Below are 23439 nucleotides of genomic sequence, written 5' to 3'. Positions count from 1 at the left end.
GCGGTTCTAGGCTTTATTATCCTTTATCACTTCACTTTAGCAACTGCTGAGTGAATGCCTTACTGTTGAAGTGCAGGGTGATAGGGTTGACGTCAGGTCGTTGAGGGGCCTGAAATCACTACAAAATGACGTGAAAATGCATTACGTAGTTTTTTTGGGTTTCCTAAATGTTATCATCCATACTCATTTTGCCTTACCAACTGCAACCGAACGGATTTCATGTATCAACCTGTCGCGTTATTCATCGGTCTGCGTTACATGCGCGGACGAGCCTCAGACCGCTTTGGTCGGTTTGTTTCTTGGCTTTCTACTATAGGTATCACGCTCGGCGTTATGGCGTTAGTCACCGTTCTTTCGGTGATGAACGGTTTTGAGCGAGATCTAGAAAATAATATTCTTGGGCTGATGCCGCAGGCATTAGTGACGTCGACACAAGGGTCGATCAATCCTCAACAGGTTCCTGCCGCACAGTTTGAACACCTTGTCGGTGTGAAAAGTATCACGCCGCTGACCACCGGTAATGCGGTATTGCAAAGCGCGCATAGCGTGGCGGTGGGCGTGATTATCGGTGTGAACCCTGACGAAAAAGATCCGCTGTCGCCTTATCTTAATGGTGCGACTCAGCAGGCTTTGCAGCCGGGCCAATACAATGTGATTTTAGGTGACCAACTCGCGGGTCAACTGGGCGTGAAGCGCGGTGAAAAGCTGCGCATTATGGTGCCTAGCGCTAGCCAGTTTACGCCGATGGGGCGCATTCCTAGCCAACGCGTGTTTAACGTGGTGGGCACATTCTCCGCCAATAGCGAAGTCGATCAGTATCAAATGCTGATGAATCAGCAGGATGCTTCCCGCCTGATGCGCTACCCGCTGGGAAATATCACCGGCTGGCGTATTTATATGGACAAGCCACTGGCGATTGATGCGCTGGTCAGCCAACCGCTGGCAAAAGGCTTGGTATGGAAAGATTGGCGTGAGCGGAAGGGCGAGTTATTCCAAGCGGTCAAAATGGAAAAAAATATGATGGGGCTGCTGCTCAGCCTAATCATCGCCGTCGCGGCGTTTAATATTATTACCTCGTTGAGCCTGTTGGTGATGGAAAAACAGGGCGAGGTGGCGATTTTGCAAACCCAAGGATTAACGCGTGCGCAGATTATGTCGGTATTCATGGTGCAGGGCGCCAGTGCCGGTATTATCGGTGCCTTACTCGGTGCCGTATTGGGCGTGGTGTTTGCCAGCCAAATCAATGTTATTCCGGGGTTAGGCGAAATGTTGGCCGGTGGGAGTTTACCGGTTGATATCAATATTCCGCAGGTGGTGCTGATTGCCGTTGTGGCAATGCTGCTCGCGCTGCTTTCTACGTTATATCCGTCGTGGCGTGCCGCCGCGGTGAATCCTGCTGAGGCTTTACGTTATGAGTAATTCTCCGTCTTTGTATAAAGAACTGTTGCAGTGCAAAGACCTGTGCAAAACCTATCACGAAGGTAAATTGCACACGGACGTATTGCGTAATGTGACCTTTGACATGCAGCCCGGCGAAATGATGGCCATCGTGGGCAGCTCAGGTTCAGGTAAAAGTACGTTGCTGCATCTGCTTGGTGGTCTGGACTCTCCGACCTCCGGCGAAGTGATTTTTAAAGGTCAATCGCTCAACGATATGTCTTCAGCTGCCAAAGCCGAACTACGAAACCGTGAGCTGGGTTTTATCTATCAATTTCACCATTTGCTGCCCGATTTTAGCGCGTTAGAGAACGTGATGATGCCGCTGCTAATTGGTGGTAAAAAAGGTGACGACGCCCAAGGCAAAGCGATGGACATGCTGACCGCCGTTGGATTGGCTAAGCGTAGCCATCATCGACCTTCCGAGCTGTCGGGCGGTGAGCGTCAGCGCGTGGCGATTGCGCGTGCGTTAGTAAACAATCCCTCTTTGGTGTTGGCTGATGAACCGACCGGTAACCTTGATATGCGCACCGCCGACAGTATTTTTGACCTGTTAGGCGAGCTAAATGTGCGTCAAGGAACGGCTTTTTTGGTTGTTACCCATGACTTGGCATTGGCGAAGCGTTTGAACCGTCAGCTAGAAATGCGCGATGGCCAGCTTCAGCAAAATGTGACCCTGATGGGGGCGCAATAATGTCGGCTTCACCATTATCTCTGCTGATCGGTCTGCGTTTTAGCCGCGGACGACGCCGTGGCGGCATGGTGTCTCTGATTTCCGTGATTTCTACCGTTGGTATTGCGCTGGGGGTCGCCGTTTTGATCGTCGGCCTGAGCGCCATGAATGGGTTTGAACGCGAGTTGGATCATCGCATTCTTTCCGTTGTGCCTCACGGTGAAATCTACCCAGTGGAGCAGCCATTTAACGGCTGGCCGCAGGTATTAGAACGTGTTGAAAAAGTAAAGGGTATCGTTGCTGCAGCACCCTATGTGGAATTTACTGGCCTGATTGAAAGCGGCACTCAGCTGGTGGCGGTACAACTGCGCGGCGTTAATCCAGAGCAAGAGAGCCGCGTGAGCTCACTGTCGCAATACGTGCAGGGTAACGCATGGTCAACGTTTAAAGCCGGAGAGCAGCAGGTTATTCTCGGTAAAGGTGTGGCTGATGCGCTGCATGTGAAGGTTGGCGATTGGGTGACCGTGATGGTGCCAAACAACGATCCACAGATGAAGCTTTTGCAGCCTAAACGTATTCGTCTGCACGTGAGCGGTATTTTGCAATTAAGTGGCATGCTGGATCACAGTTTGGCGATGGTACCGCTGGCGGATGCTCAGCAGTATCAAGATCTTGGCAACAGCGTTACCGGTATTTCCATCAAAGTTGCGGATGTCTTTAACGCCGACAAACTGGTGCGAGATGCGGGTGAGGTGACCAATGCATACGTTTATATTCGCAGTTGGAAAGGCACCTACGGCTATATGTTCCGTGACATCCAGATGATCCGCGCCATCATGTATCTGGCGATGGTTTTGGTGATTGGGGTGGCGTGTTTCAACATTGTGTCTACGCTGGTGATGGCGGTGAAAGACAAAAGCAGTGATATCGCCGTACTAAGAACGCTGGGTGCGAAAGACCGGCTTATTCGCGCGATTTTTATCTGGTATGGATTGCTTGCGGGCATGGTTGGTAGCATTTGCGGTGTGGTGATCGGCGTGGTGGCATCACTCGAACTGACTAATATTTCTAAAGTTATTGAAAAGGTGATCGGGCATCGATTGCTATCGGGCGATATTTATCCTATCGATTTCTTGCCGACAGAGCTGCATTGGATTGACGTGGTGGAAGTGCTGGTCACGGCGATTGTGCTGAGTTTGGTGGCCAGCTGGTATCCCGCTCGTCGCGCAAGCCGTATCGATCCTGCGCGTGTACTCAGCGGCGGTCAGTAACCTGCGGTGGTCAATAATACCGAGATAAACGGCAGACAGTAACGACTTCATTTAACGACGCGCAACAAGGAGAGTTAATGTATTACGGTTTTGACATGGGCGGCACCAAAATAGAGCTGGGCGTATTCGACGCCGAGCTGAATCAAATTTGGCGTAAGCGGGTGCCTACGCCACGCGACGATTACCATGAACTGTTAAATACGCTAGCGTCGTTAACCTTTGAGGCCGATGCTTTTACCGGCGCTCAGGGTAAAGTAGGTATCGGCATCCCTGGATTACCCAACGCCGATACGGGCGAACTCTTCACGTCTAACGTGCCTGCCGCAATGGGAAAACCGCTTCCACGCGATCTTTCTCAGCTTATCGGGCGTCCGGTTCGAGTGGATAACGATGCCAACTGTTTTGCTCTCTCGGAAGCGTGGGACGAAGAGTTCCGTGCTTATCCCATTGTGCTTGGGATCATCCTCGGTACCGGCGTGGGCGGTGGATTGGTGATTAATGGTAAAACCTTGACTGGCCGTAATTATATTGCCGGTGAGTTTGGCCATTTCCGTTTGCCGGTTGATGCCTTGGATCGTATGGGAGCGGACACACCCCGTGTAGCGTGCGGCTGCGGACAGCAGGGCTGCATCGAAAAATATATTTCTGGGCGTGGCTTTGAATGGCTGTATCAGCACCGTACCGGTGAAAATCTCGGTGCTAAAGAAATTATTGAGCGTTACCGCGCGGGGGATGATAAAGCGTTGGCGCATGTAGATTGCTTTGCCGACGTGTTGGCGATGTGTTTGGGAAATTTATTTACCGTGATCGACCCGCATCTGGTGGTGCTCGGCGGTGGATTGTCGAATTTCTCTGAGCTCTATCCGCTGCTGAATGAGCGCGTCCCGCGTGCTTTGCTGCGGGTTGCTAAAGCGCCACGTATTGAGCCTGCTCGTTACGGTGATGCTGGCGGCGTGCGCGGTGCCGCGTTTTTGAATTTGACCGACTAACGACGATTAATTATTTGCTGTGGTAATGAAACCAATGAGGAGCTGTGGTTATGCGTACCCGTCATCGTATATGCCGGTTTAGGAAAAACAAACGATTACGACACCAGCGTTTTCGTTCACGAATTTTCCACCGTGACACGCTGTGTCACGCGAATAATCAGGCAGGAGGGTGTATGACTAAGCCATATGTCGTGGTGCTCACCGGCGCGGGGATTTCTGCTGAATCGGGAATTCGAACTTTTCGTGCGGCTGATGGACTGTGGGAAGAACATCGCGTTGAAGATGTGGCCACGCCAGAAGGCTACCATCGCGATCCGGAGTTGGTGCAGAGTTTCTATAATGCACGTCGTCATCAGCTACAGCAGCCAGAAATTCAGCCTAATGCGGCCCATTTGGCGCTAGCCGAATTAGAGCGGCAGTTGGGTGACAACTTTGTGCTAGTGACGCAAAACATCGATAACTTGCACGAGCGAGCAGGGAATACCCGTGTTATTCATATGCACGGGGAATTGCTCAAAGTTCGTTGTACTCAGTCAGGACAGGTTATCGAATGGAAAGGGGATTTAACCGTCGATGACCGCTGTCATTGTTGTCAATTTCCTGCGCCGCTGCGTCCACACATTGTTTGGTTTGGTGAAATGCCAATCGGCATGGATGAGATTTATGATGCTCTGGCAAAAGCTGATTACTTCATTGCGATTGGCACATCGGGACATGTTTATCCTGCGGCGGGCTTTGTACATGAAGCTCATTTAAATGGCGCTCATACCGTTGAGCTCAATCTTGAGCCCAGTCAGGTTGAGAGTCAGTTTGACGAGAAGCATTACGGCGCAGCAAGCCAGGTGGTGCCTGAATACGTTCGAGAGTTGCTAGAAGAGATTTATAAATAGCGGCTTGCGGCTTACTTTTGTGAAGCGCATTTTGATCGCCATCCTCATTAAGTCAGGATGGCGATTTTTTTTATTTCACCGTCCATGCCTCAGAAAACTCACGGTCCTCGAACAGTTCCATCAGGCCGCTAATCTGTTTTAAACGTAAAACCTCATCGGCATCCATGCCTAATTCCTCACTGATTCTTTCGTCGTCCCAGCCTAAATGATAGAGCTCACGGACAATATCGGACATGGCGCTGATCTGGTGTTTACCGCGGGCGCGGTTATGACGAATAGTCGCCGCAATCAGATGTGTTTTTTCCTGTGTACTTTCGTTAAGCATCACAACGGGGAGATAACCAAGCACTCGGGTGCGCAAAAGAGGGCGCTTGGATGCGAGCTCACGGCGATGAAAACCATCAACGATAACGTTTGTTTTATCATCCGTGGATAGTTGGCTGGTAACAATAGGCTGAGTATATCCATCGCGTAATAGTGATGTGTATAGCAAACGTTTTTCTGGTGGAGCTAAGGAGTTAGGGTTGTAATCATTGGAGACAACATTCTCAATGGGTTTCCAAAGTACGCAATCGATAGGTTCATTAGAAAAAGGGCTGATCTTATGCAGTGCTAATCGGATCTTATTTAGAGTCTCAATTTGGGCGGTTTCAGACATCTCACCTAATGCTATTTTTAGTTCGTTTATTAATAAATTAATATTCATATAATGCTCCAGCATTTCCTTTTTGCTTGGATCCTTTTGTTGTAACGTTCATAGCTGCTTGGCTTATTAGGGCTAAATGATAGTGACCGACACCAATAATCATTGCGTAAAAGTACTTTGCAAATGCGCCGCCATGATGGAACATCTTTAGCGCCGATATCTTTTTCTTGCTCATCGGGTATATCGCTTGGGAAACCATGGGTCTGATACCAGCGTAAATAAATTGCGATTTTGTTTCGATAATGTTCGGCGGTTTGCTGCGGCATGCTATTTAGTAAAAATAGAGCATAGCTATGCCAAGTGTGATTGTCGGGTTTATGTACCTGCCGGCGAGCATAGAAATCGCCTCGGCTGTTGGCATAAATGCTGCCGGTATTAGCGCCAGAGACTCGCTCACAAACATGTTCCCAGCATTCAGGCTCAAGAACGTGATAGAGCCATAGACCTTGCCGCTGTTCTGGCCCAAAAGGTTCACAGATACGCATGGCATGTAACCCCACACCAGCCTGAAACATCAGGTCATACAAAGGATTATAGATTTTTTTTGAGGAGGAGAAGTAGGTCCAAATATCGTCTGTTTTCCAGTCGCATATAGGGTAAATATTGTAGGTATGACCTGAAATCGTTCCTGTTGTCCATGGTTTGTCATCGGCAAAGCGGTTTTTACGTTGAGAAGCGATAGCCCAGAAACGGGTATAGGACTCATCGGTTCGAATTCCAATCATCATGGCGCTGGGTTGACGGTTGGAATACCAGTCAGAGAAGGCGGGCATAAATGACTCGAAGGTAATACCGTCATAGTAAAATGGGAAAAACTCAGGATCGGTAATAGCATCTGCGGGCGGTTTGCGGATCCAATTTGTATTTGGCGTCCAGCACTGCCATTCGGGTTGAAATTGTGAGACAGAATTCCCCGTTGTAATAGGGAGCGCAACCCAATAAAAATGATCGATGACGTCTTGATATAAGCTTCGCATTTTTTCAATGTGATTGATGGTGTGGCTAAACTGAGCCTCCCAATCGATAAAGATAATATCAAACTTTCTGCCCTTTTTTCTTGCCTGCTCTGCGGCTAAATGAAGCATTGCAGTTGAGTCTTTTCCACCTGAAAAAGAGATACAAATTCGGCTGAAGGTATTGAATGTCCATTCAATACGTGTTCTTGCCGCTTTTAGTACGTTAATACGTAGAGATATTTTCTTATTAGATAGCGGGTCCATAGAAAGTGGTTTTCTAAAAAAATGCTGCTATTGAAAGGATAAGGAAGAGAATAATACGTAAATTATTAGTTTAATAGAGAGGGGTGGCACATATATTGAATAACTCTAAATTAAAAATGTATTAATAAATAATTATTTTATATTTTAATTTAGTAAAACATCTGGCAAATTTATTTAATCTGCCAGATGTTAGGTTTTCTAAATATAGATAGGCTTAATCGCGGAAGAACCAATAGCCGCTATTAATCAAAGCTGCCAATGTAACGAGGAAGCTTGGATCGTCAAGCGCGTCTCCCAGCATCGCTGCGTCAACGACGTATTCACGTGCTAAGGCCTGCGCAGCAGCGCTGTGTTCAGTGACAATAATCTCACCGTTGACATAACAGCTACCTGCTACGTTGATAACACGAAGCCCGCCCAGTCGTTCAAGGGATTCACCTGATTGGAGTAATTCGTAAATCTCACCGGCCTGATAGGGCGGTTCAGGTGGTGCAATATCCAGCTCATGGCGTGACTGGCTAACAAATTCACCAAACCAAAGGTTGAAATTATCTTGATTCTGCAATTGGCTCATCATCATGCCACGCAGTTTTTCCAATTCGGCGCTTTGAACCTCAGAAGGGTTTTCGCGCAGGGCAAGATCGGGATCGCTGTAGCGTTCGCTGCCCAGTTCGTTGGCCAGCACAAAATCGGCAAAGCCGCTGATGAGCTCACGGCTATTGGGGGCGCGGAAGCCAACCGAGTAGTTCAGTGAGTTCTCTAGCGCATAGCCTTCATGTGGGAACCCTGGTGGAATATACAGAATGTCACCCGGCTCCATCTCTTCATCGATGATGGCATCGAAGGGCTCAACCTGAAGCAAATCGGGATGCGGGCTATGTTGTCTTAGCGGATGCTTTTCGCCAACACGCCACCGGCGACGACCGGTACCCTGAATGATAAAGACGTCGTACTGATCCAAATGAGGCCCCACGCCGCCGCCCGGTACTGAGAACGAGATCATGAGATCGTCAGTTCGCCAGTCAGGAAGTTTGCGGAATGGGCGCATTAATGCGCTGGAGGGGACGTGCCAGTGATCGACTGCCTGAACTAGGATAGACCAATTGTTTTCACTTAGATGGTCATAGCTCTCAAACGGGCCGTGAGCCACTTGCCAGCGGCCATCTTGTTGACTCACAAGGCGACTATCAACCTCGTTTTCCATCGCAAGACCTGCTAGCTCATCGGGTGAGATGGGATCAACAAAATTCTTGAACCCACGCTTTAGGATGACCGGGCGTTTTTGCCAGTAGCGTTGCAAAAAATCATTCCAGTCGAGATCAAGTTGATAATCCATTGTTAATTCCCTGTGTATGTATCTGTTGGGATTATAACGGATGCGCGCAGGGATTCCTCTGCCTGTTTGTCACAACTTGTACTTTAAAGCGGAATGTTTTGCTGATACGGCGCAGATAGCACGCCGTATTGAGAGAAAAGAGGGCAGTTATTGTTTAGTCGACGGCGTGTGAAACCTGTTGGCGGCCAAAATGAATGCTCATTCTTGCTCCGCCTAACTGGCTATCAGTAATGATGGCTTCACCGTCGTACTGTTGTAATAGCTCATCGACTAACGCTAAACCAAGACCTTGTCCTGGACGCAGGGTATCAATGCGCTGCCCGCGTCGGAAGATCAGCTCACGTTTGCTCTCTGGAATACCCGGGCCATCGTCGTCGATCATGATAATCAGTTCTTTATCCGTCTGCTGAGCGGTGATTTCGACGAATTCCAGACAATATTTGCAGGCGTTATCCAACACATTACCCATCACTTCCATAAAGTCGTTCTTTTCACCGACGAACGTAAGCTCAGGAGAAATATCTAGCGTAATATCAACGCCTTTGCGCTGATAAACTTTATTAAGCGCCGAGCATAGACTGTCTAATAAAGGGGCAACTGAATGAAGTTCGCGGTTTAGCATATTGTGTTCAGACTGCATGCTGGCACGGTGTAAATAGTAGCCAATCTGCTGTGAAATTCGACTGATTTGCTCCAGCATAATGGGCTCAGCCTGTTCAATTTTTAAGTCTTTACCATTACGCAATGAGCGTAGAGTGCTTTGCAGCACAGCCAACGGCGTTTTCAGACTATGGGTTAAATCAGTTAACGTGGTGCGATAACGGGTATAACGCTGGCGCTCATTGTTGAGCAAAATATTCAGGTTGCGTACCAGCCCACGCAGCTCGCGCGGTGGATTTTCACTCAGTTGTTCCCGTTGTCCGCTTTCAAGCTCACGGACCTGTATTAGCACCGCTTTGATCGGCTGCAAACTCCAGTATGCCGCCAACCACAGGAGCGGTACGACTAACAGAATGTTAGCGATCAGGACGTAGGTAAACCAGCCCCACACCATATCGGAGTTTTGTAACTCCTGCGGAATGGTATCGACGACGACGATAGTCAGCGCCGGTAGACGCGCCGTTGCGGCGTATTGATTTACCGCAACGGAGTGGGTCATCGCATCGTCATCATCATCATCGTAGTCTTTGAGTTGGTCTTGAACCTTCGGGTTGTCTCCCAGCACGGTGCTACTGAACACGGTGCTGGAGTCCAACTCATAGAATCCAGGCTTTTCTAGCCAAGATTTCTCAATACGTTTTTCAAGCTCAGGAACTTTACGCTGTGACCAAAGCAGTTTGCCTTTGTCATCGTAAATCATCACCAACGTCGGTGCATTAAGATCGAAGTTGGGCGGAGAGGTGATGGTGAGCTTATTGTTCTCCCAGTGCGCCAGGCTGAAAAACAGATTACTTTCACCGCGCAATAAGCGGAACGTGGTTTTATCAAAACTGACCACATAACCAACCACTGCAACCACGCCATAGGCTAATGACAGCATGAAAACTACGGCTGCGGTGGCAAGTAGAAAGCGCGTTCTTAACGAGAACGGCTGTGCTTTAAAGCGGTTCCAGCGCGAGAGATTCATTCGTTGATATCGAACCTGTAGCCTTGACCACGTACGGTTGTAATCACTTCATGTGGATATTCGTTCTGCAATTTTTTACGCAGTCGCCCCATCAAGACATCGATAGTATGGCTTTCGCGCAGTTCGGCATCAGGGTAAAGCTGTAGCATCAGAGCGTCTTTGCTGACCACTTTGGCGTGGTTACGGATTAACGTTTCGATGATGGTGTATTCAAATGCGGTCAGTTTGATCAGATTGTCGTTAACCGTGAGCTCACGACGCGAAAGATCGATCTGGAACGGCGGCAGGGTAATAACCTGCGAGGCCAATCCGCTGTTGCGACGCATCAGCGCCTGCATACGTGCAATCACCTCTTCGAGGTGGAAAGGTTTAGTGACGTAGTCATCAGCACCGGCCTCAAGCACGGCAACCTTATCCTGCCAGCTCTCACGAGCGGTCAGCACCAAGATTGGCAGCTTAATTTGCTCTGAACGCCAACGGCGGATCAGGCTTAAGCCGTCTTCTCCCGGCAAGCCCAAATCAACAATCGCAATATCTGGCGTTTGTTCATTAACAAAAAAATCAGCCTCTTTGGCATCTTCCGCCGCATCGACCTGATGGCCCATATCGCGCATTTGCACAGACAGGTGATGACGAAGCAAACCATTATCTTCAACGACCAGAATTCGCATGAATGACTTCTCCCTAAAATGGGGGGCCAAGAGAAAGCACCTCTTGGCAAGATTAATATTTACGTTATCTTACTAGAAAGTATAACGAAGCCCGATCTCACCGATCTGATCGTCCACTTTCCAATTATGGTAGGTATAACCAATTTCGGCCGCAAGATTTGATGTTAAGGCATAATCTGCACCAATTCGCGCTTCGTTAAAACCGCGGCTGTCATATTCAGCATAACGATAGGCGACGTTCATGCCGATTTTATCGGTAATGTGGCTTTTCACACCAATTTCGCCGGTTGCGCTGCCCCAGCTTTTATCACGCTTCTTATCCCAATCAAAATTGGTTGAAATGGCGTGACCACTGGCACCGATGATCGCATACATATCGGTGCTTGGATTAATGGGGAAATGATAGCCAAGGCCCAGTAGGCTATCGCCGCTGCTACGTTGGCTGTTTCCCATTCCGCTCAAACGCGCATCAATGAACAGATTATTTTCAAATCCGTAGCCACCGCGCAGGTAAAAGCCACCCATGGTGGTTTTGCTTTGATCTGAACGGTTTTGGTGCACTAATTTATCAAAATCACTTTTGCTGGTGATACCACCAACTTGCAGGCCGCCAGCGACATAGGTGTAATCGTCGGCTTGTGCCATGCCGGTCATCGTGCCGATGATGGCCAATGCGCATAAGGATTGTTTAAACATAGGTGATTCCCTCAATATTCATTGTTGCAGTGTTGCGACAACCAGTATCGAAACTATCGCCTAAACCCTTCCTCAACCATGCGCTATCAAACTTAAACGAAAACTAAACGGGAAATAAAAGGCCCCGAATGGAGCCTTTGAGAGTGTGCAGTAACAGTGAATGAAGCGGAAAAACGATTACTTATCTTTAGGCTTTGGCAGCTCGGCGCGAATTTCTTTCACCTGCGATGTGCTGACAGGCTCTGCTTGGTTTCCCCAGCCAGTGCGAACAAATGACAGTAGTTGAGCGACATCTTCATCACTGAGACGCCAGCCAAAATCTGGCATGGTGAGTCCCGTTGGTGCCGTTTGCGTAATCGGCATATGAGAACCTTTTAATACAATGCTGATGAGTGAAGAGGGGTCTTGGCTAAGCAGCACAGGATTATGCGCGAGCGCAGGGAACGTGTTTTCATAGCCCATACCGTCTGAACGGTGGCAGGCCGCACAGTTATCAAGATACAACTGTGCGCCGGGTTGAGTGGCCTTACCGCTGGCGAGTGCCTGATAGGTGGCGGGATCCTTCACGGGTTCTTTGGCGTTATCGCCCATCGGCTGCAGCGATTTTAAGTAGACCGCAATAGCCTGCACATCTTCTGTATTTAAATATTGGGTGCTGTCTTGCACCACGTCGGTCATAGAGCCGAACGCGGCAGACTTTTCCGTATGGCCGGATTTTAAGAATTGGGCAATCTGTTGCTCATTCCACTGACCCAGACCGGTGACTTTATCACCGCGTAAGTTGGCCGCGTGCCAGCCTTCTAACGTACCCCCGCTGAGATATTCAGGCTCAGACTGGTCTAACGCTTTCTCTTGGAAACCGATCCCGCGTGGAGTATGGCAAGAACCACAGTGGCCCAGCCCTTGAACTAAATACGCGCCTCGGTTCCATGCGGTCGTCTGCTGAGTATCAGGCTGGAATACGCCGTCATGACGGAACAAAAGATTCCAGCCAGCCAGCGGCCAGCGCATATTGAGCGGCCATGGGATATCGCTATCTTTGTTGGCTTGCGCCACGGGTTTTACGCCATGCTGGAAATAAAGGTAGAGATCCTGCATGTCGTCTTCGTTGATTTTAACGAAGGAGGGATAGGGCATAGCCGGATAGAGATGGGTGCCATCTTTGCGGATACCTTTGCGCACCGCGTCGGAAAACTCGGTAAAGCTGTATTCGCCAATACCTTGTTTTCTATCTGGGGTGATATTGGTGGAATAGATGGCCCCGACCGGCGTCGTCATTTTTAACCCGCCAGCAAAGGGTTTACCACCGACGGCGGTATGGCATGCGGTACAGTCGCCCGCACGGGAAAGATATTCACCATGAGCGATCCGTTGTTCCATTGGCGCTGGAGCGGCTTGAGCATAAAGTCCAGATGCGCTCAGTAACACGATGGCCAGCTGCGTTTGTCTACTTATTTTCATGATTACTCTCCCTGTCAGGCCTGAACCAATGGGCCCGGATTGGCTAAGTATTGGGTGCGAATGGCATGTGCTGACCAATAGGCCAACGCACCAACCAGTCCGGTTGGGTTATAGGCCATGTTTTGCGGGAAGGCACTTGCACCCTGTACGAAGACGTTAGGGACGTCCCAGCTTTGCAGATATTTATTCACCACGCTGTTGGATGGACTATCACCCATAATAGCGCCGCCGGTGGTATGCGTTGACTGATAAGGCCGCACGTCATAATGGCTGTTCATGTCCATCACCGAGACTTTCATTTGTTTAGGTTTCATCGCGGTAGCGATCCCCTGCATTTTACGGGTGATGTGCTGTGTCATTTTCACTTCGTTGGGCTTCCAATCGAAGGTCATGCGCAGCAGTGGCTGGCCGAAAGCATCTTTATAGTTTGGATCGAGATCTAAATAGCACTCTTTGTAAGGCATAACAGACCCCTCGGAGCCGATGCTCATCGAATGCAGATAGTTATCCTTGATCCCTTGTTTCCAACCGGCGCCCCACGTTGGTGTATCGGCAGGCAGTGTCATTTGCTGGATTGGACGCCCGCCGGTACGCACGGCGGAGATATAAGCACCCCCGATAAACCCAAGATCGGCATGGTCGAAGTTATCACTATTGAAATCATCAATAACGGCACCCGCAGCGCCAGCGCCGATAAACGGATTGAAATGGGTGTCTTTATCAAAGAAGAGAGAAATACCGCTGTTCATCTGATATGCGTAGTTTCTACCGACCATCCCTTCACCCGTTTGTGGGTTGTAGGGCTGACCAATGCCAGAAAGTAACAGTAAGCGAACGTTATGCAGTTGATATGCGCTCAAGATAACCATACTGGCCGGTTGTTCTATTTCACGGCCTTGTACGTCAATATAGGTCACTCCGGTGGCTTTTTTACCGCTGCTATCGAGGTTTACCTTGATAACCATTGAGTTGGTGCGGAGTTCAAAGTTTTTGCGCTGGGTGAGAACGGGCAAGATGGTACTTTGTGGCGAGCCTTTGGAATACATGAAACACCCAAAGCGCTCGCAGTAACCGCAATAGTTGCACGGACCGAGTTGCACACCGTAGGGATTGGTATACGGCTGTGAGCAGTTTGCCGCAGGGATGGCAAAAGGATGATAACCCAGCTCTTTGGCGGCTTGGCTAAACAAAGTGCCAGAATAGAGCGATTTTAGCGGCGGAGTTGGATATTCGGAGGCTCTTGGGCCTTCAAAGGGATTACCGCCTTCGATAATTTCTCCCCGCAGATTGCCTGATTTACCGGCGGTCCCACAGACTTTTTCGAACTTATCAAAGAAAGGCTCTAAGTCGGCATAATCAACAGGATAGTCTTGCAATAACATACCGTCAGGAATAAATGCCTTTCCGTAGCGCTCGCCGATCGTCGTGTGTAATTTTAAATCGCTCGGTAATGCACGCCAGTGCATGCCGTTCCAGTGTACCCCGGCGCCACCAACGCCGTTGCCCGGCAAGAATGATCCAAATTGGCGGTAGGGTACGGCGTAATCTCCGGGATTATGGCGCACGGTCACCGTTTCCTTGGCCGCTTCCTGAAAAAGTTTAAGCCGAATACCGTAGGTTAATTCATCGGCAATACGTGGATAGGCAAAGTCTGGGTAGGTATCACGTTTTTCACCGCGCTCTAAGGCCACTACGCTTAAACCCGCATCGGTCATTTCCATGCCCATAATGGCTCCGGTCCAACCGAAACCGACAATGACTACGTCAACGGGGTCTTTTTTTATGGTTGTCATTTATGCAGTCCTCTTGCTGGAAATACTGACAGGGCCCTGTGGATAAGGCTCATTGGGATGATCAACCCAATCGGTGAAGTCGGCGCGGGCACCAGGAAATCCGATCAGTTGCCACGACGCAAGCGTCTGGTTGCCTCCATGGATCGGGTCAGCAAAATATCCCTCTTTCGTGTTTTGTAGCAGCAAATCGAACAGCATTTTGGCGGATACGGCATCGAATGCCGGCTGGTCTTTTTCAAGCCCAGATAGCACCTGATCCTGCTGATCCGGCTTTAGCTCGGCAAAACGATGTTGAAATTTCTGCTGGCAATAATCGTTCACCGCACCGATCCCTAAGCGATAAACCTCACGGGGAACCAATTTGGACTGATACCCCAGCTCCGGCACCGCGGCAACAAAAGGGGGATGCATGTACCACAGGCCGCCATGCCCGAACGGGGCTTCCATCTGTTTATCAATAAAAACCGGGACGCCCTGCGATACCGCGCCTGGGCCATTTACATCGCTAGGGATCAGGCGCTCACAGGCTGCTAGCAGGAAGGTCCACTCCTCATTGTTAAAATAGACAGGAACGTAGTGCTGACTTATTCCTGGTGATTTTGCAGGTGACGCTTGGGCGATAGCGGTGAGAGATACCACACCGGTTCCCGCCGCGGCGGCGAGTGGAATAAGCGTTAACGATTTTTTTAAGAACAGCCTTCTGGCTGGAATTGCTTCATGAGGCTTAGACATAACGGCACCTTGCTTTAATAGATACCTGCCACCCAAAAAATGCTGTTTGTTTTGATCCAGCGTCATGTTGAGTGAGAGGCAGAGAAGGTTGATGAAGACATCATGATAAGCATTTGCTTTTTATATTCTTAGCTTGCTAATCATAAATTCCATTGTAAAGGTGTGGGAATAAAAAACAATTAAGAAAATATTTTCATACAATTTATTTACCTAATGCGCTCAGTAAAATAACGATTAGACGATGCCTAGCTAGAAGTGTGGGGGAAGGAAATGAGAAGAAAACGTTTGCCTGGAAACAGAGAGTAAATATGATTGTTCGATTCAGCTCTCGGTTTTATTTCAATGGTATTATTAAGGTACTACGCAATGAAAGGGTTCTTAGTCCATTCGTGTGCAAGGAAATCAAATGCAAATAGTTAATAATAACAATACTAAACTATCCGTGATGATGTTCGTGGAGTGGTTTATTTGGGGGGCATGGTTTGTGCCTCTTTGGCAGTATCTGAACAAACTGGGGTTTTCTCCTTCAGAGATCGCATGGTCTTACAGCAGCACGGCGATCGCTGCAATATTGTCTCCGGTGCTGGTGGGGGTTATTGCCGATCGCTATTTTGCGGCGCAGAAGGTGCTTGGGTGGCTGCACTTGGTGGGCGGCGCGCTGATGCTGCTTTTGGCATGGCAGACGCAGTTCTCTACATTTTTCCCTCTGCTGGTGGTTTATGCCCTGACGTATATGCCAACCGTGGCGCTGACCAACAGTATCGCCTTTGCCAATATTCGTGATACTGAAACAGATTTTCCCCGTATCCGTGTATTAGGCACCTTAGGCTGGATTGCTTCGGGCTTGGTTGTTGGCTTTATGCTGCCGCCACTGTTGGGGATGGATAACGTCTCGGACACCAATATGCCGCTGATTGTCACGGCGGTTGCTTCCGTATTGCTGGGTTTGTACAGCTTTATGCTGCCAAATACCCCGCCGAAAGTGGGGCAGCGTACCGATATTAAAGATTTGCTCGGATTGAATGCGCTGGGCCTGCTACGTGACCGTTCTTTTGCAATTTTCGCGCTGTGCTCGTTTCTCTTCTGCATGCCGCTGGCCTTCTACTACCAGTTCGCCAATGGTTACCTCACGCAGGTGGGCTTAGAAAATGCCACCGGTTGGATGACGCTTGGACAGGTATCCGAGATCTTTGCCATGCTGGCGCTGCCATTGTTGCTAAAACGCTACGGCATCAAAAAAGTTCTCTTGCTGGGGTTTGTTACCGCGGGCATTCGCTATGTGCTGTTTATCTATGGCGGTACGGCGGATGTGCTGATGTATAGCATGCTGTTTATCGGCATTTTGTTACACGGTGTCAGCTACGACTTCTATTTTGTGACCGGCTACATCTATGTGGATAAGAAAGCACCCGCGCATATGCGAACAGCGGCGCAGGGCTTGATTACTCTTATTTGCCAAGGCTTTGGTAGCTTTATTGGTAACTGGCTGGGAGGAAGAGCGATGACGGCCTTCCAACTGCCTGAAGCGCACAACGGTATGACCTTCGACTGGTTTACCGTGTGGGGGGTTGGCGCCGCGATGGTCTTTGCCGTGATGCTGCTCTTCATCCTCTTTTTCCGCGAAAAGAACCGTGAAATTACGCAGGTTGCTATCGGAAATTAAGACAGTTTTCTAATCTTGCGGCGACTTGCACTGACTCAGTCGCCAATGACATATTGAGGTTGTTTGTTATGGAATTACACGAATCTTCACAGGCAGAGGTGACCCTCCAACAGCGTATTCTTGGCGCGCTTTATGGCCAAATGCTAGGCGATTCACTCGGAATGCCTTCCGAACTTTGGCCACGTTCGCGCGTGCGTAGCCATTTTGGTTGGATTGACCGCTTCTTAGATGGCCCTCAGGAAAACAGCGCTGCATGTTATTTCACCGCTGGACAATTCACCGATGATACCTCGATGGCGCTGGCTTTAGCCGATGCGCTGGTGGAGGCTAACGGAAAGGTGGTGCCAGAGCTGATTGCGAGAAACGTTATTCGTTGGGTAGATAGTTTCGATGCCTTCAATAAGAATATTTTAGGCCCGAGCTCAAAAGTAGCGCTGCGTGAACAGAAACAAGGCAAGCCAATAAGCAGTTTAGAAAACAACGGCGTGACTAACGGTGCGGCAATGCGTGTTTCTCCTTTGGGATGCGTGCTTCCTTCGGCTCCCTTGCGTACTTTTGTTGATCAGGTTTGGGAAGCTTCTAGTCCAACGCATAAATCGGATATTGCGGTAGCTGGCGCAGTGACGATTGCGTGGGCGGTTTCTAAAGCGGTGGAAGGCGCTGCGTGGGATGAGATAAAAATGGCGCTGCCTGCCGTAGCGACCTATGCGCAGGAGTTTCGTCCATCAACGTTCAGCGCATCATTGGCTGCGCGTATTGAACTGGCGCTTTCGGTGGTTGCTGGGGCTGATGGTGTCGAAGACGCCTGCGAACGGGTTTACCAACTGGTGGGGGCGGGGGTGAGCACCATTGAGTCTGTTCCCGCGGCGATTGCGATGGTTGATTTGGCTCAGGGGTGTCCTAACCAGTGTGCGGTGCTGTGTGCCAACCTTGGCGGCGATACTGATACCATTGGTGCTATGGCAACGGCCATCTGCGGCGCGTTGAAAGGTGTTAACGCAATTAAACCAGAGTGGCTTGCAACGCTGCAACAAACTAACCCTATCGATATGACGCGCTATAGCACCGCGTTCGAAAAATTCCGGGCTCAATGGCAGGAAGCAAAATAATGAAACCGTGGCTGAACCAATTTTTGCATCAACGAAAACAGGCACAGCCCGTTATGGTGCTCGGCGCCTCGGTCATGGACGTTGTGGCGCAAACCGATCGTTTGCCGGAAAGGGGCGGCGATCAACCGGCCTTTGAGCGCGGCGTTCATCTGGGCGGATGTGGGTTAAACATTACGCTGGCGCTGCATCGCTTAGGCGTTAACTGTGTACCCATGCTGCCGATTGGCGAAGGGATGTGGGCAGACCGGCTGCGGGCGGCCATGGCGAGCAAAGGCATTCATAGCCAGCTGAACGTGACCGGCGGCGACAATGGGTGGTGTTTGGCGCTGGTTGAACCGGATGGTGAGCGCACGTTTATCTCGTTTGACGGTATTGAAAACCAGTGGCAGGCACATTGGCTAGAACCGCTGACACCTACTTCAGGTTTTGTGTCTATTTCTGGCTATCAGCTTAGCGTTCCGCGTGGTGATGTTTTGCTCAATTGGGTTAAAGGTTTGCCATCTGGTGTGAGAGTGGTGGTTGATTTTGGCCCACGGCTGGATCGTATTCCACCACAGGTGGTTCAGCAGCTATTGCGCTCCGGCGTTATCCTCACGTTAAACGAGCGTGAAGCCCAGATCCTTGGAATGAAAAAGGATGGGGTTGAGGCATTTTGCCAGCAGCGCCACGAACAAACCAAAGAACTCGTGGTAGTCAGAATGGGAGATGCTGGCTGCTACTATCACCAAGCGGATGATGAAAAAGGCTGGGTTGATGCTTGCTCCGTAAACATGGTTGATACGATTGGCGCTGGGGATAGTCATTGTGCTGGACTGTTGGCGGGGTTAGCCAGCGGATTATCGGCCAAGGATGCATTGACGTTAGCCAATCATATTGCTGCCTATGTGGTCTCTTTCCGCGGCGGCGATTGTGCACCGACCACGGAAGAGTTAGCCGAATTTTTCTAACCCCTCCACGCACTACTCAATAACTAAACGTGCTCGCTTGCCGGTCATGCTCAACATGCCGACAAGTGAGTCGATAGTAAATTTCTCGGTTTTTTGGTTCACCACGTCAGAAACCCTTGGGCGAGATATATTTAATATTTCTGCGGCTGCGCTTTGTTTAAGGTTGTTAGACGCAATCCACTGGGTTATTTCAACCATCAGTGTGATCTTCATTTCTAATTCTGCGTTAATCTGGGTGAGAGATTCTGCGTGCAATTGCTGAGCTTGGCTGTCAGAAAAACCAAGGTCTGCAAAAATATTGCCATCGGCCTCAGTGATATGGCGAGACTGAGTATCAATGTGGTTATTTATGCGGTTATTTATGTCGTGATTACTCATCTTTAAGACTCCTTTCTTTGACGATTTCTTTATACCGTAGCATGACGATTTCATTGTCTATGCGAGAGGTCTTTTGTGTTTTCTTTGCAAAACAATGCAGTACATAGACTGATTCGGCAAATGTTGCGACATACATGATTCTGTATTGGTTATTACCGTTATCTATGCGGATTTCAACGACGCTGGAACCTAAATCGTTTCTTGGTTTCCAGTGCCGAGGTTCAAGGCCATATTGAACACGGTGAAGCTCAAATCCCGCTGTTTTTTTAACCTCATCACAGAAGGAGAGCAACGCCTTCTTAGATGAGCCCCTCCAGTCGATAGGTTTAACGCAAGGGGTGAGTTTTAAACCTGAAACTGTTATGGCAATAAAAGTCCGTTTTTGATCACACATGGTGTCGATCCTTTTTATGTATAAAATATTATACCTGTTTGTATGCTTTGCAAGCAATATTTTCAAATGCACGCCTATATGACTCGTCCTGCTTTAGCCAGAAAAAGAGTAATCCTGAGAAAATTTAATTGCTTGGGAGAATTTCATCGGCGATAAAAACCTGCGAGGTTGTGCACAGCGCGGTAAGGTTTGAAAAGGGGTTGCTCACTGAATTTGCGGAGAGATTCGCAGAGTGCGGAATAAAAACGCCACCCAATGGGTTGAGTAGCGCTTTGATGACGGGGCGTTAGAACTCAGTCTTCGGTTGAGTACTCATACATATCGCCACGGCAGTAGTTGATGCTGTACTCCAACGGTCGCAGCTCGTGATCGAGCAAAGTTTGACGGATTACTAACATCGCCGAAGGTTCTTTGATCAGCAGTTTCTCACGCAGTTCGTTGCTCGCCAAACAGGCGCTAATTTGGCTATAAAGCTTACCAAACTGGATCTGGCGGCTGCGTAGATAGTCATACAATGAATTGCCGATTTGTTCGACGTCATCAATGGCATTTTCAACCACGTATGAAATGGCGACGGAAACGGGGCTGTGATCTACGGTGCGAATACGTTCTAGGCGAAATACCGAACTGTTATGAGGAATATTCAGCTTTTCGGCCACGTTGACGGATGCAGCCACGCGCTCACGTTTGATCCACACTGAACCAGGCGTACGGCCTTGTAAATTCACCTCACCCGAAAACCCTTTAATGGTGGCAAGAGAGTAGGCAAGCGGCGACGTAGGCGTGTTTTTCACCATAGTACCAAAGCCGCGACCTCGGCCGATAATATCGTCTTGCTCAAGGCATGCCAGCGCTTTACGCACCGTAATTCTGGAGATTTTTAACGCGTCAGTGAACGCGCGCTCGCTTGGCAGAAAATCGCCTGGTTTGACGATCCCTTGATCGATGGCTTCACGGAGAGATTCATTAAATCGAAGATAGATTGGCATCGAGCCAGTTTGGGCAATATCTTGCTGTAATTTATTTAATAACTGCAGGCTATTTTCTGCGCTCATAGCATTGAACGTCCGGATTATATGTATTGATTAAGACGGATGAGATCCTCAGTGTAGACCGTGATTTCGGATTGCAGAAGGAAAAATGCGTGATTTCGTGGTGGCGGTTTAGAACGAAGCAAAAAATACAACAGGTTGAATGAAAACTGCCCGCAATCGCGGGCAGCTTGCAGCGGAAAGGCTAATTATTTCAGCTTATCGACGAGAGTAATGGCTTCACCAATGTAATTGGCCGGCGTCATGGCTTTCAGACGCGTTTTCTCGTCGTCAGGCAGGGCCAGTCCATCAATAAATGCCTGCATACCCGCGGCGTCAACACGCTTACCACGCGTTAGCTCTTTCAGTTTTTCATACGGCTTTTCAATGCCGTAACGGCGCATCACGGTCTGAATTGGCTCGGCCAAAACTTCCCAGTTGTGATCCAGTTCATCCAGAAGATGATCGCGATTTACTTCCAGTTTGCTAATCCCTTTCAGGGTGGACTGATAAGCGATTAACGCATAGCCAAGTCCAACGCCTAAGTTACGCAGTACGGTGGAGTCAGTGAGATCGCGCTGCCAGCGTGAAACTGGCAATTTAGCGGCCAAATGCCCCAGTACCGCATTGGAGAGACCCAGATTACCTTCAGAGTTTTCGAAGTCGATAGGGTTGACTTTGTGCGGCATGGTGGAGGAGCCGATTTCACCCGCGATGGTTTTCTGTTTGAAATGGCTAAGTGCAATATAGCCCCAAATGTCGCGGTCAAAGTCGAGCAAAATGGTGTTGAAACGTGCCACGCAGTCGAACAGTTCTGCAATGTAGTCATGCGGTTCAATTTGAGTGGTGTATGGGTTCCATTGGATACCCAGAGACGTAACGAACTCTTCGCTAAACTGATGCCAGTCGACTTCAGGATATGCCACCACGTGAGCGTTGTAGTTACCGACTGCGCCGTTGATTTTGCCGAGAATGTCGACATTACCTAACTGGCGGAATTGGCGCTCCATACGGTAAGCCACGTTGGCAAATTCTTTGCCTACGGTTGATGGTGTGGCTGGCTGACCATGGGTGCGAGAGAGCAGGGGAATATCGCGATATTCCTGAGATAGACCTGCGATGGCGTCGATGATTTTGCGCCACTGTGGCTTGATAACTTCTTCGCGAGCGGTGTTCAGCATCAACGCATGGGACAGGTTATTAATGTCCTCAGACGTACAGGCAAAATGGATGAACTCCGATACAGCGTGTAGCGCAGGAACTTCGGCAACTTTCTCTTTCAGGAAGTATTCTACGGCTTTAACGTCATGATTGGTGGTGCGCTCGATGGTTTTGATGCGCTGAGCGTCTTGTTCGCTGAATTCTGCGACGATTTTGTCGAGGTAAGCGTTTGCGTCGGCGTCAAAAGCCGGAACTTCGCGGATTTCTGCACAGGCTGCTAATTTCTGCAACCAACGTACTTCTACCTGCACACGGAACTTCAGCAGACCATATTCACTGAAAATCGGACGCAGCGCGGTGACTTTATCGCCATAGCGGCCGTCAATCGGTGACACAGCGGTCAGAGAGGATAATTCCATCGGTAGCAACTCCTGAGGGATTGAGGTGGATATAGAAAAACGTAACCAATCGGTAAATCTTCCAGCGAGCGATCGCTGGGCTAACTGTATTTAAAACCTACAAAATCTTGTCGTTAGAATTTACTAAGCCTTGAATTAACAATGCGTGAGTAAATTTTGCGCCATCTGGAATAAACGATTACGTGAGAACATCAGCTGCAAGCGCCCGCCGCCAACCTGTTGCCACAAGATCCCAGAGCGAATACCCGCTAGCAATGCGGCGCGTACTTTGGCTTGAATCAGTGGGTTTTGCAGGATGGTTGGGGAACCCGTGACCTGAATGCGCGGCCCCAGTGGGCTAACGACGTCAACGTAAATCGAGGCCAGTGAGCTAATAATGGTTTCAGATTCTAGATCGAAATGTGCCAACTGGCGGTCTAGAACATTGATGCGGTCAGACAGCGTTTGCATGGCTGCATTGTTGCCAATGAGCTTGCGTTCTAACACCATCAGGCTCAGACAATAACGCGTTAACTCAGCGCCAGGCCCTTGGCGGTTGGCATTCAACACGTTTAATAGCGTTTCGAGGCCTAACTTAAGATCGCGCTCATGATCGCCAAATACGGCTAGCGTCGAGGGAGGATTAGTTTGAAGAATACTGTTCAGCGACGTTCTCATTGCTGCGTTATCGCACTGACCTTCATGTGCCAGCTGTTGAACCAGTCGGGCTGATTGACAGATACCGGCTAATGCCAAGGTGATGTCATAGTAGTTCTTCGCCACGGAGACTCCTGTATGCGCGGACAAGGAAAAATTAACACGGCTTTAGAAACTCGTGTAGAAATTTAAGCGCAGA

22 protein-coding genes are annotated in these 23439 nt (G+C 49.3%); 8 read left to right on the top strand and 14 right to left on the bottom strand.

Features of this window, described 5'->3' with window-relative positions; all coding sequences use genetic code 11:
* Nucleotides 1-219 precede the first annotated feature (219 nt).
* From lolC to cobB, 5 genes are all read left to right on the top strand, one after another.
* Entirely contained in the window at nucleotides 220-1419 is a 1200-nt protein-coding gene (gene lolC, locus AB3Y96_RS13205; protein WP_072308718.1) for a lipoprotein-releasing ABC transporter permease subunit LolC, read from the top strand.
* A complete protein-coding gene (gene lolD, locus AB3Y96_RS13200) occupies nucleotides 1412-2131 on the top strand; it encodes a lipoprotein-releasing ABC transporter ATP-binding protein LolD (RefSeq protein ID WP_072308719.1) in 720 nt (239 codons plus the stop codon). Before lolC ends, lolD begins: the two co-directional genes overlap by 8 nt.
* Nucleotides 2131-3381, top strand: coding sequence for a lipoprotein-releasing ABC transporter permease subunit LolE (gene lolE, locus AB3Y96_RS13195; protein ID WP_072308720.1), 1251 nt, complete (start codon nucleotides 2131-2133; stop codon nucleotides 3379-3381). The genes lolD and lolE overlap by 1 nt, the downstream gene beginning before the upstream one ends.
* Before the next feature lie 77 nt (nucleotides 3382-3458).
* Nucleotides 3459-4370 carry an N-acetylglucosamine kinase gene (gene nagK / locus AB3Y96_RS13190; RefSeq protein ID WP_072308721.1) on the top strand — a complete coding sequence of 304 codons (912 nt, stop codon included), beginning with the start codon at nucleotides 3459-3461 and terminating at the stop codon, nucleotides 4368-4370.
* A gap of 50 nt (nucleotides 4371-4420) precedes the next feature.
* Nucleotides 4421-5260 (top strand): Sir2 family NAD+-dependent deacetylase, encoded by an 840-nt coding sequence (gene cobB / locus AB3Y96_RS13185; protein WP_072308722.1) that lies wholly within the window; start codon nucleotides 4421-4423, stop codon nucleotides 5258-5260.
* A 70-nt stretch (nucleotides 5261-5330) separates the two neighbouring features.
* Here the strand turns inward: cobB and AB3Y96_RS13180 are convergent, their stop codons facing one another.
* The 9 genes from AB3Y96_RS13180 to AB3Y96_RS13140 form a co-directional block, all read right to left on the bottom strand.
* Nucleotides 5331-5966, bottom strand: coding sequence for an IbrB-like domain-containing protein (locus AB3Y96_RS13180; RefSeq protein ID WP_367299398.1), 636 nt, complete (start codon nucleotides 5964-5966; stop codon nucleotides 5331-5333).
* Entirely contained in the window at nucleotides 5963-7186 is a 1224-nt protein-coding gene (locus AB3Y96_RS13175) for a phosphoadenosine phosphosulfate reductase (RefSeq protein WP_367299397.1), read from the bottom strand. Before AB3Y96_RS13175 ends, AB3Y96_RS13180 begins: the two co-directional genes overlap by 4 nt.
* Before the next feature lie 214 nt (nucleotides 7187-7400).
* Nucleotides 7401-8522 carry a cupin domain-containing protein gene (locus tag AB3Y96_RS13170; protein WP_072308725.1) on the bottom strand — a complete coding sequence of 374 codons (1122 nt, stop codon included), beginning with the start codon at nucleotides 8520-8522 and terminating at the stop codon, nucleotides 7401-7403.
* Nucleotides 8523-8676: 154 nt separating this feature from the next.
* Complete coding sequence (phoQ, locus tag AB3Y96_RS13165; RefSeq protein WP_072308726.1) at nucleotides 8677-10149, bottom strand: two-component system sensor histidine kinase PhoQ; 1473 nt, start codon at nucleotides 10147-10149, stop codon at nucleotides 8677-8679.
* Nucleotides 10146-10820, bottom strand: coding sequence for a two-component system response regulator PhoP (gene phoP / locus AB3Y96_RS13160; RefSeq protein ID WP_040046551.1), 675 nt, complete (start codon nucleotides 10818-10820; stop codon nucleotides 10146-10148). The genes phoQ and phoP overlap by 4 nt, the downstream gene beginning before the upstream one ends.
* Nucleotides 10821-10892: 72 nt before the next feature.
* On the bottom strand, nucleotides 10893-11516 hold the full coding sequence (locus AB3Y96_RS13155; RefSeq protein ID WP_072308727.1) for a porin family protein: 624 nt from the start codon (nucleotides 11514-11516) through the stop codon (nucleotides 10893-10895).
* 177 nt (nucleotides 11517-11693) lie between these two features.
* A complete protein-coding gene (locus AB3Y96_RS13150) occupies nucleotides 11694-12977 on the bottom strand; it encodes a cytochrome c (protein ID WP_367299396.1) in 1284 nt (427 codons plus the stop codon).
* A 14-nt stretch (nucleotides 12978-12991) separates the two neighbouring features.
* A complete protein-coding gene (locus AB3Y96_RS13145; RefSeq protein ID WP_367299395.1) occupies nucleotides 12992-14770 on the bottom strand; it encodes a GMC family oxidoreductase in 1779 nt (592 codons plus the stop codon).
* Entirely contained in the window at nucleotides 14771-15502 is a 732-nt protein-coding gene (locus AB3Y96_RS13140) for a gluconate 2-dehydrogenase subunit 3 family protein (protein WP_367299394.1), read from the bottom strand. It abuts the gene before it with no gap.
* 406 nt (nucleotides 15503-15908) lie between these two features.
* Here AB3Y96_RS13140 and AB3Y96_RS13135 point away from each other — a divergent pair, with 406 nt between their 5' ends.
* From AB3Y96_RS13135 to AB3Y96_RS13125, 3 genes are all read left to right on the top strand, one after another.
* The gene (locus AB3Y96_RS13135; RefSeq protein WP_367299393.1) at nucleotides 15909-17165 is read left to right on the top strand and encodes a nucleoside permease; all 1257 of its coding nucleotides are present in this window, start codon (nucleotides 15909-15911) and stop codon (nucleotides 17163-17165) included.
* Nucleotides 17166-17233: 68 nt separating this feature from the next.
* Entirely contained in the window at nucleotides 17234-18274 is a 1041-nt protein-coding gene (locus AB3Y96_RS13130; RefSeq protein WP_367299392.1) for an ADP-ribosylglycohydrolase family protein, read from the top strand.
* Nucleotides 18274-19221, top strand: coding sequence for a PfkB family carbohydrate kinase (locus AB3Y96_RS13125; protein ID WP_072308732.1), 948 nt, complete (start codon nucleotides 18274-18276; stop codon nucleotides 19219-19221). The genes AB3Y96_RS13130 and AB3Y96_RS13125 overlap by 1 nt, the downstream gene beginning before the upstream one ends.
* A gap of 12 nt (nucleotides 19222-19233) precedes the next feature.
* On the opposite strand, the gene AB3Y96_RS13120 is transcribed toward AB3Y96_RS13125, so the two are convergent.
* The 5 genes from AB3Y96_RS13120 to hflD all read right to left on the bottom strand — a co-directional run bounded on the left by AB3Y96_RS13120 (nucleotide 19234) and on the right by hflD (nucleotide 23366).
* Complete coding sequence (locus tag AB3Y96_RS13120; RefSeq protein ID WP_046457526.1) at nucleotides 19234-19572, bottom strand: helix-turn-helix domain-containing protein; 339 nt, start codon at nucleotides 19570-19572, stop codon at nucleotides 19234-19236.
* A 19-nt stretch (nucleotides 19573-19591) separates the two neighbouring features.
* A complete protein-coding gene (locus AB3Y96_RS13115) occupies nucleotides 19592-19993 on the bottom strand; it encodes a type II toxin-antitoxin system RelE/ParE family toxin (RefSeq protein ID WP_367299391.1) in 402 nt (133 codons plus the stop codon).
* A 293-nt stretch (nucleotides 19994-20286) separates the two neighbouring features.
* A complete protein-coding gene (locus tag AB3Y96_RS13110) occupies nucleotides 20287-21048 on the bottom strand; it encodes a GntR family transcriptional regulator (RefSeq protein WP_367299390.1) in 762 nt (253 codons plus the stop codon).
* 185 nt (nucleotides 21049-21233) lie between these two features.
* Nucleotides 21234-22604: an adenylosuccinate lyase gene (gene purB, locus AB3Y96_RS13105; protein WP_367299389.1), complete on the bottom strand. Its 1371-nt coding sequence runs from the start codon at nucleotides 22602-22604 to the stop codon at nucleotides 21234-21236.
* 135 nt (nucleotides 22605-22739) lie between these two features.
* The gene (hflD, locus tag AB3Y96_RS13100) at nucleotides 22740-23366 is read right to left on the bottom strand and encodes a high frequency lysogenization protein HflD (protein ID WP_072308736.1); all 627 of its coding nucleotides are present in this window, start codon (nucleotides 23364-23366) and stop codon (nucleotides 22740-22742) included.
* Between the last annotated feature and the right edge of the window lie 73 nt (nucleotides 23367-23439).

This window comes from Hafnia alvei (assembly GCF_964063325.1).
GTDB lineage: Bacteria > Pseudomonadota > Gammaproteobacteria > Enterobacterales > Enterobacteriaceae > Hafnia > Hafnia alvei_B.
Note: the sequence above shows the minus strand (reverse complement) of the source record. Positions and strands in the feature narration are given on the sequence as shown.

Excerpts from the sequence above, each read along its gene's own strand:
- lolC (WP_072308718.1), top strand. The coding sequence starts at position 220 with ATGTATCAACCTGTCGCGTTATTCATCGGTCTGCGTTACATGCGCGGA.
- lolD (WP_072308719.1), top strand. The coding sequence starts at position 1,412 with ATGAGTAATTCTCCGTCTTTGTATAAAGAACTGTTGCAGTGCAAAGAC.
- lolE (WP_072308720.1), top strand. The coding sequence starts at position 2,131 with ATGTCGGCTTCACCATTATCTCTGCTGATCGGTCTGCGTTTTAGCCGC.
- nagK (WP_072308721.1), top strand. The coding sequence starts at position 3,459 with ATGTATTACGGTTTTGACATGGGCGGCACCAAAATAGAGCTGGGCGTA.
- cobB (WP_072308722.1), top strand. The coding sequence starts at position 4,421 with ATGCGTACCCGTCATCGTATATGCCGGTTTAGGAAAAACAAACGATTA.
- AB3Y96_RS13180 (WP_367299398.1), bottom strand. The coding sequence starts at position 5,966 with ATGAATATTAATTTATTAATAAACGAACTAAAAATAGCATTAGGTGAG.
- AB3Y96_RS13175 (WP_367299397.1), bottom strand. The coding sequence starts at position 7,186 with ATGGACCCGCTATCTAATAAGAAAATATCTCTACGTATTAACGTACTA.
- AB3Y96_RS13170 (WP_072308725.1), bottom strand. The coding sequence starts at position 8,522 with ATGGATTATCAACTTGATCTCGACTGGAATGATTTTTTGCAACGCTAC.
- phoQ (WP_072308726.1), bottom strand. The coding sequence starts at position 10,149 with ATGAATCTCTCGCGCTGGAACCGCTTTAAAGCACAGCCGTTCTCGTTA.
- phoP (WP_040046551.1), bottom strand. The coding sequence starts at position 10,820 with ATGCGAATTCTGGTCGTTGAAGATAATGGTTTGCTTCGTCATCACCTG.
- AB3Y96_RS13155 (WP_072308727.1), bottom strand. The coding sequence starts at position 11,516 with ATGTTTAAACAATCCTTATGCGCATTGGCCATCATCGGCACGATGACC.
- AB3Y96_RS13150 (WP_367299396.1), bottom strand. The coding sequence starts at position 12,977 with ATGAAAATAAGTAGACAAACGCAGCTGGCCATCGTGTTACTGAGCGCA.
- AB3Y96_RS13145 (WP_367299395.1), bottom strand. The coding sequence starts at position 14,770 with ATGACAACCATAAAAAAAGACCCCGTTGACGTAGTCATTGTCGGTTTC.
- AB3Y96_RS13140 (WP_367299394.1), bottom strand. The coding sequence starts at position 15,502 with ATGTCTAAGCCTCATGAAGCAATTCCAGCCAGAAGGCTGTTCTTAAAA.
- AB3Y96_RS13135 (WP_367299393.1), top strand. The coding sequence starts at position 15,909 with ATGCAAATAGTTAATAATAACAATACTAAACTATCCGTGATGATGTTC.
- AB3Y96_RS13130 (WP_367299392.1), top strand. The coding sequence starts at position 17,234 with ATGGAATTACACGAATCTTCACAGGCAGAGGTGACCCTCCAACAGCGT.
- AB3Y96_RS13125 (WP_072308732.1), top strand. The coding sequence starts at position 18,274 with ATGAAACCGTGGCTGAACCAATTTTTGCATCAACGAAAACAGGCACAG.
- AB3Y96_RS13115 (WP_367299391.1), bottom strand. The coding sequence starts at position 19,993 with ATGTGTGATCAAAAACGGACTTTTATTGCCATAACAGTTTCAGGTTTA.
- AB3Y96_RS13110 (WP_367299390.1), bottom strand. The coding sequence starts at position 21,048 with ATGAGCGCAGAAAATAGCCTGCAGTTATTAAATAAATTACAGCAAGAT.
- purB (WP_367299389.1), bottom strand. The coding sequence starts at position 22,604 with ATGGAATTATCCTCTCTGACCGCTGTGTCACCGATTGACGGCCGCTAT.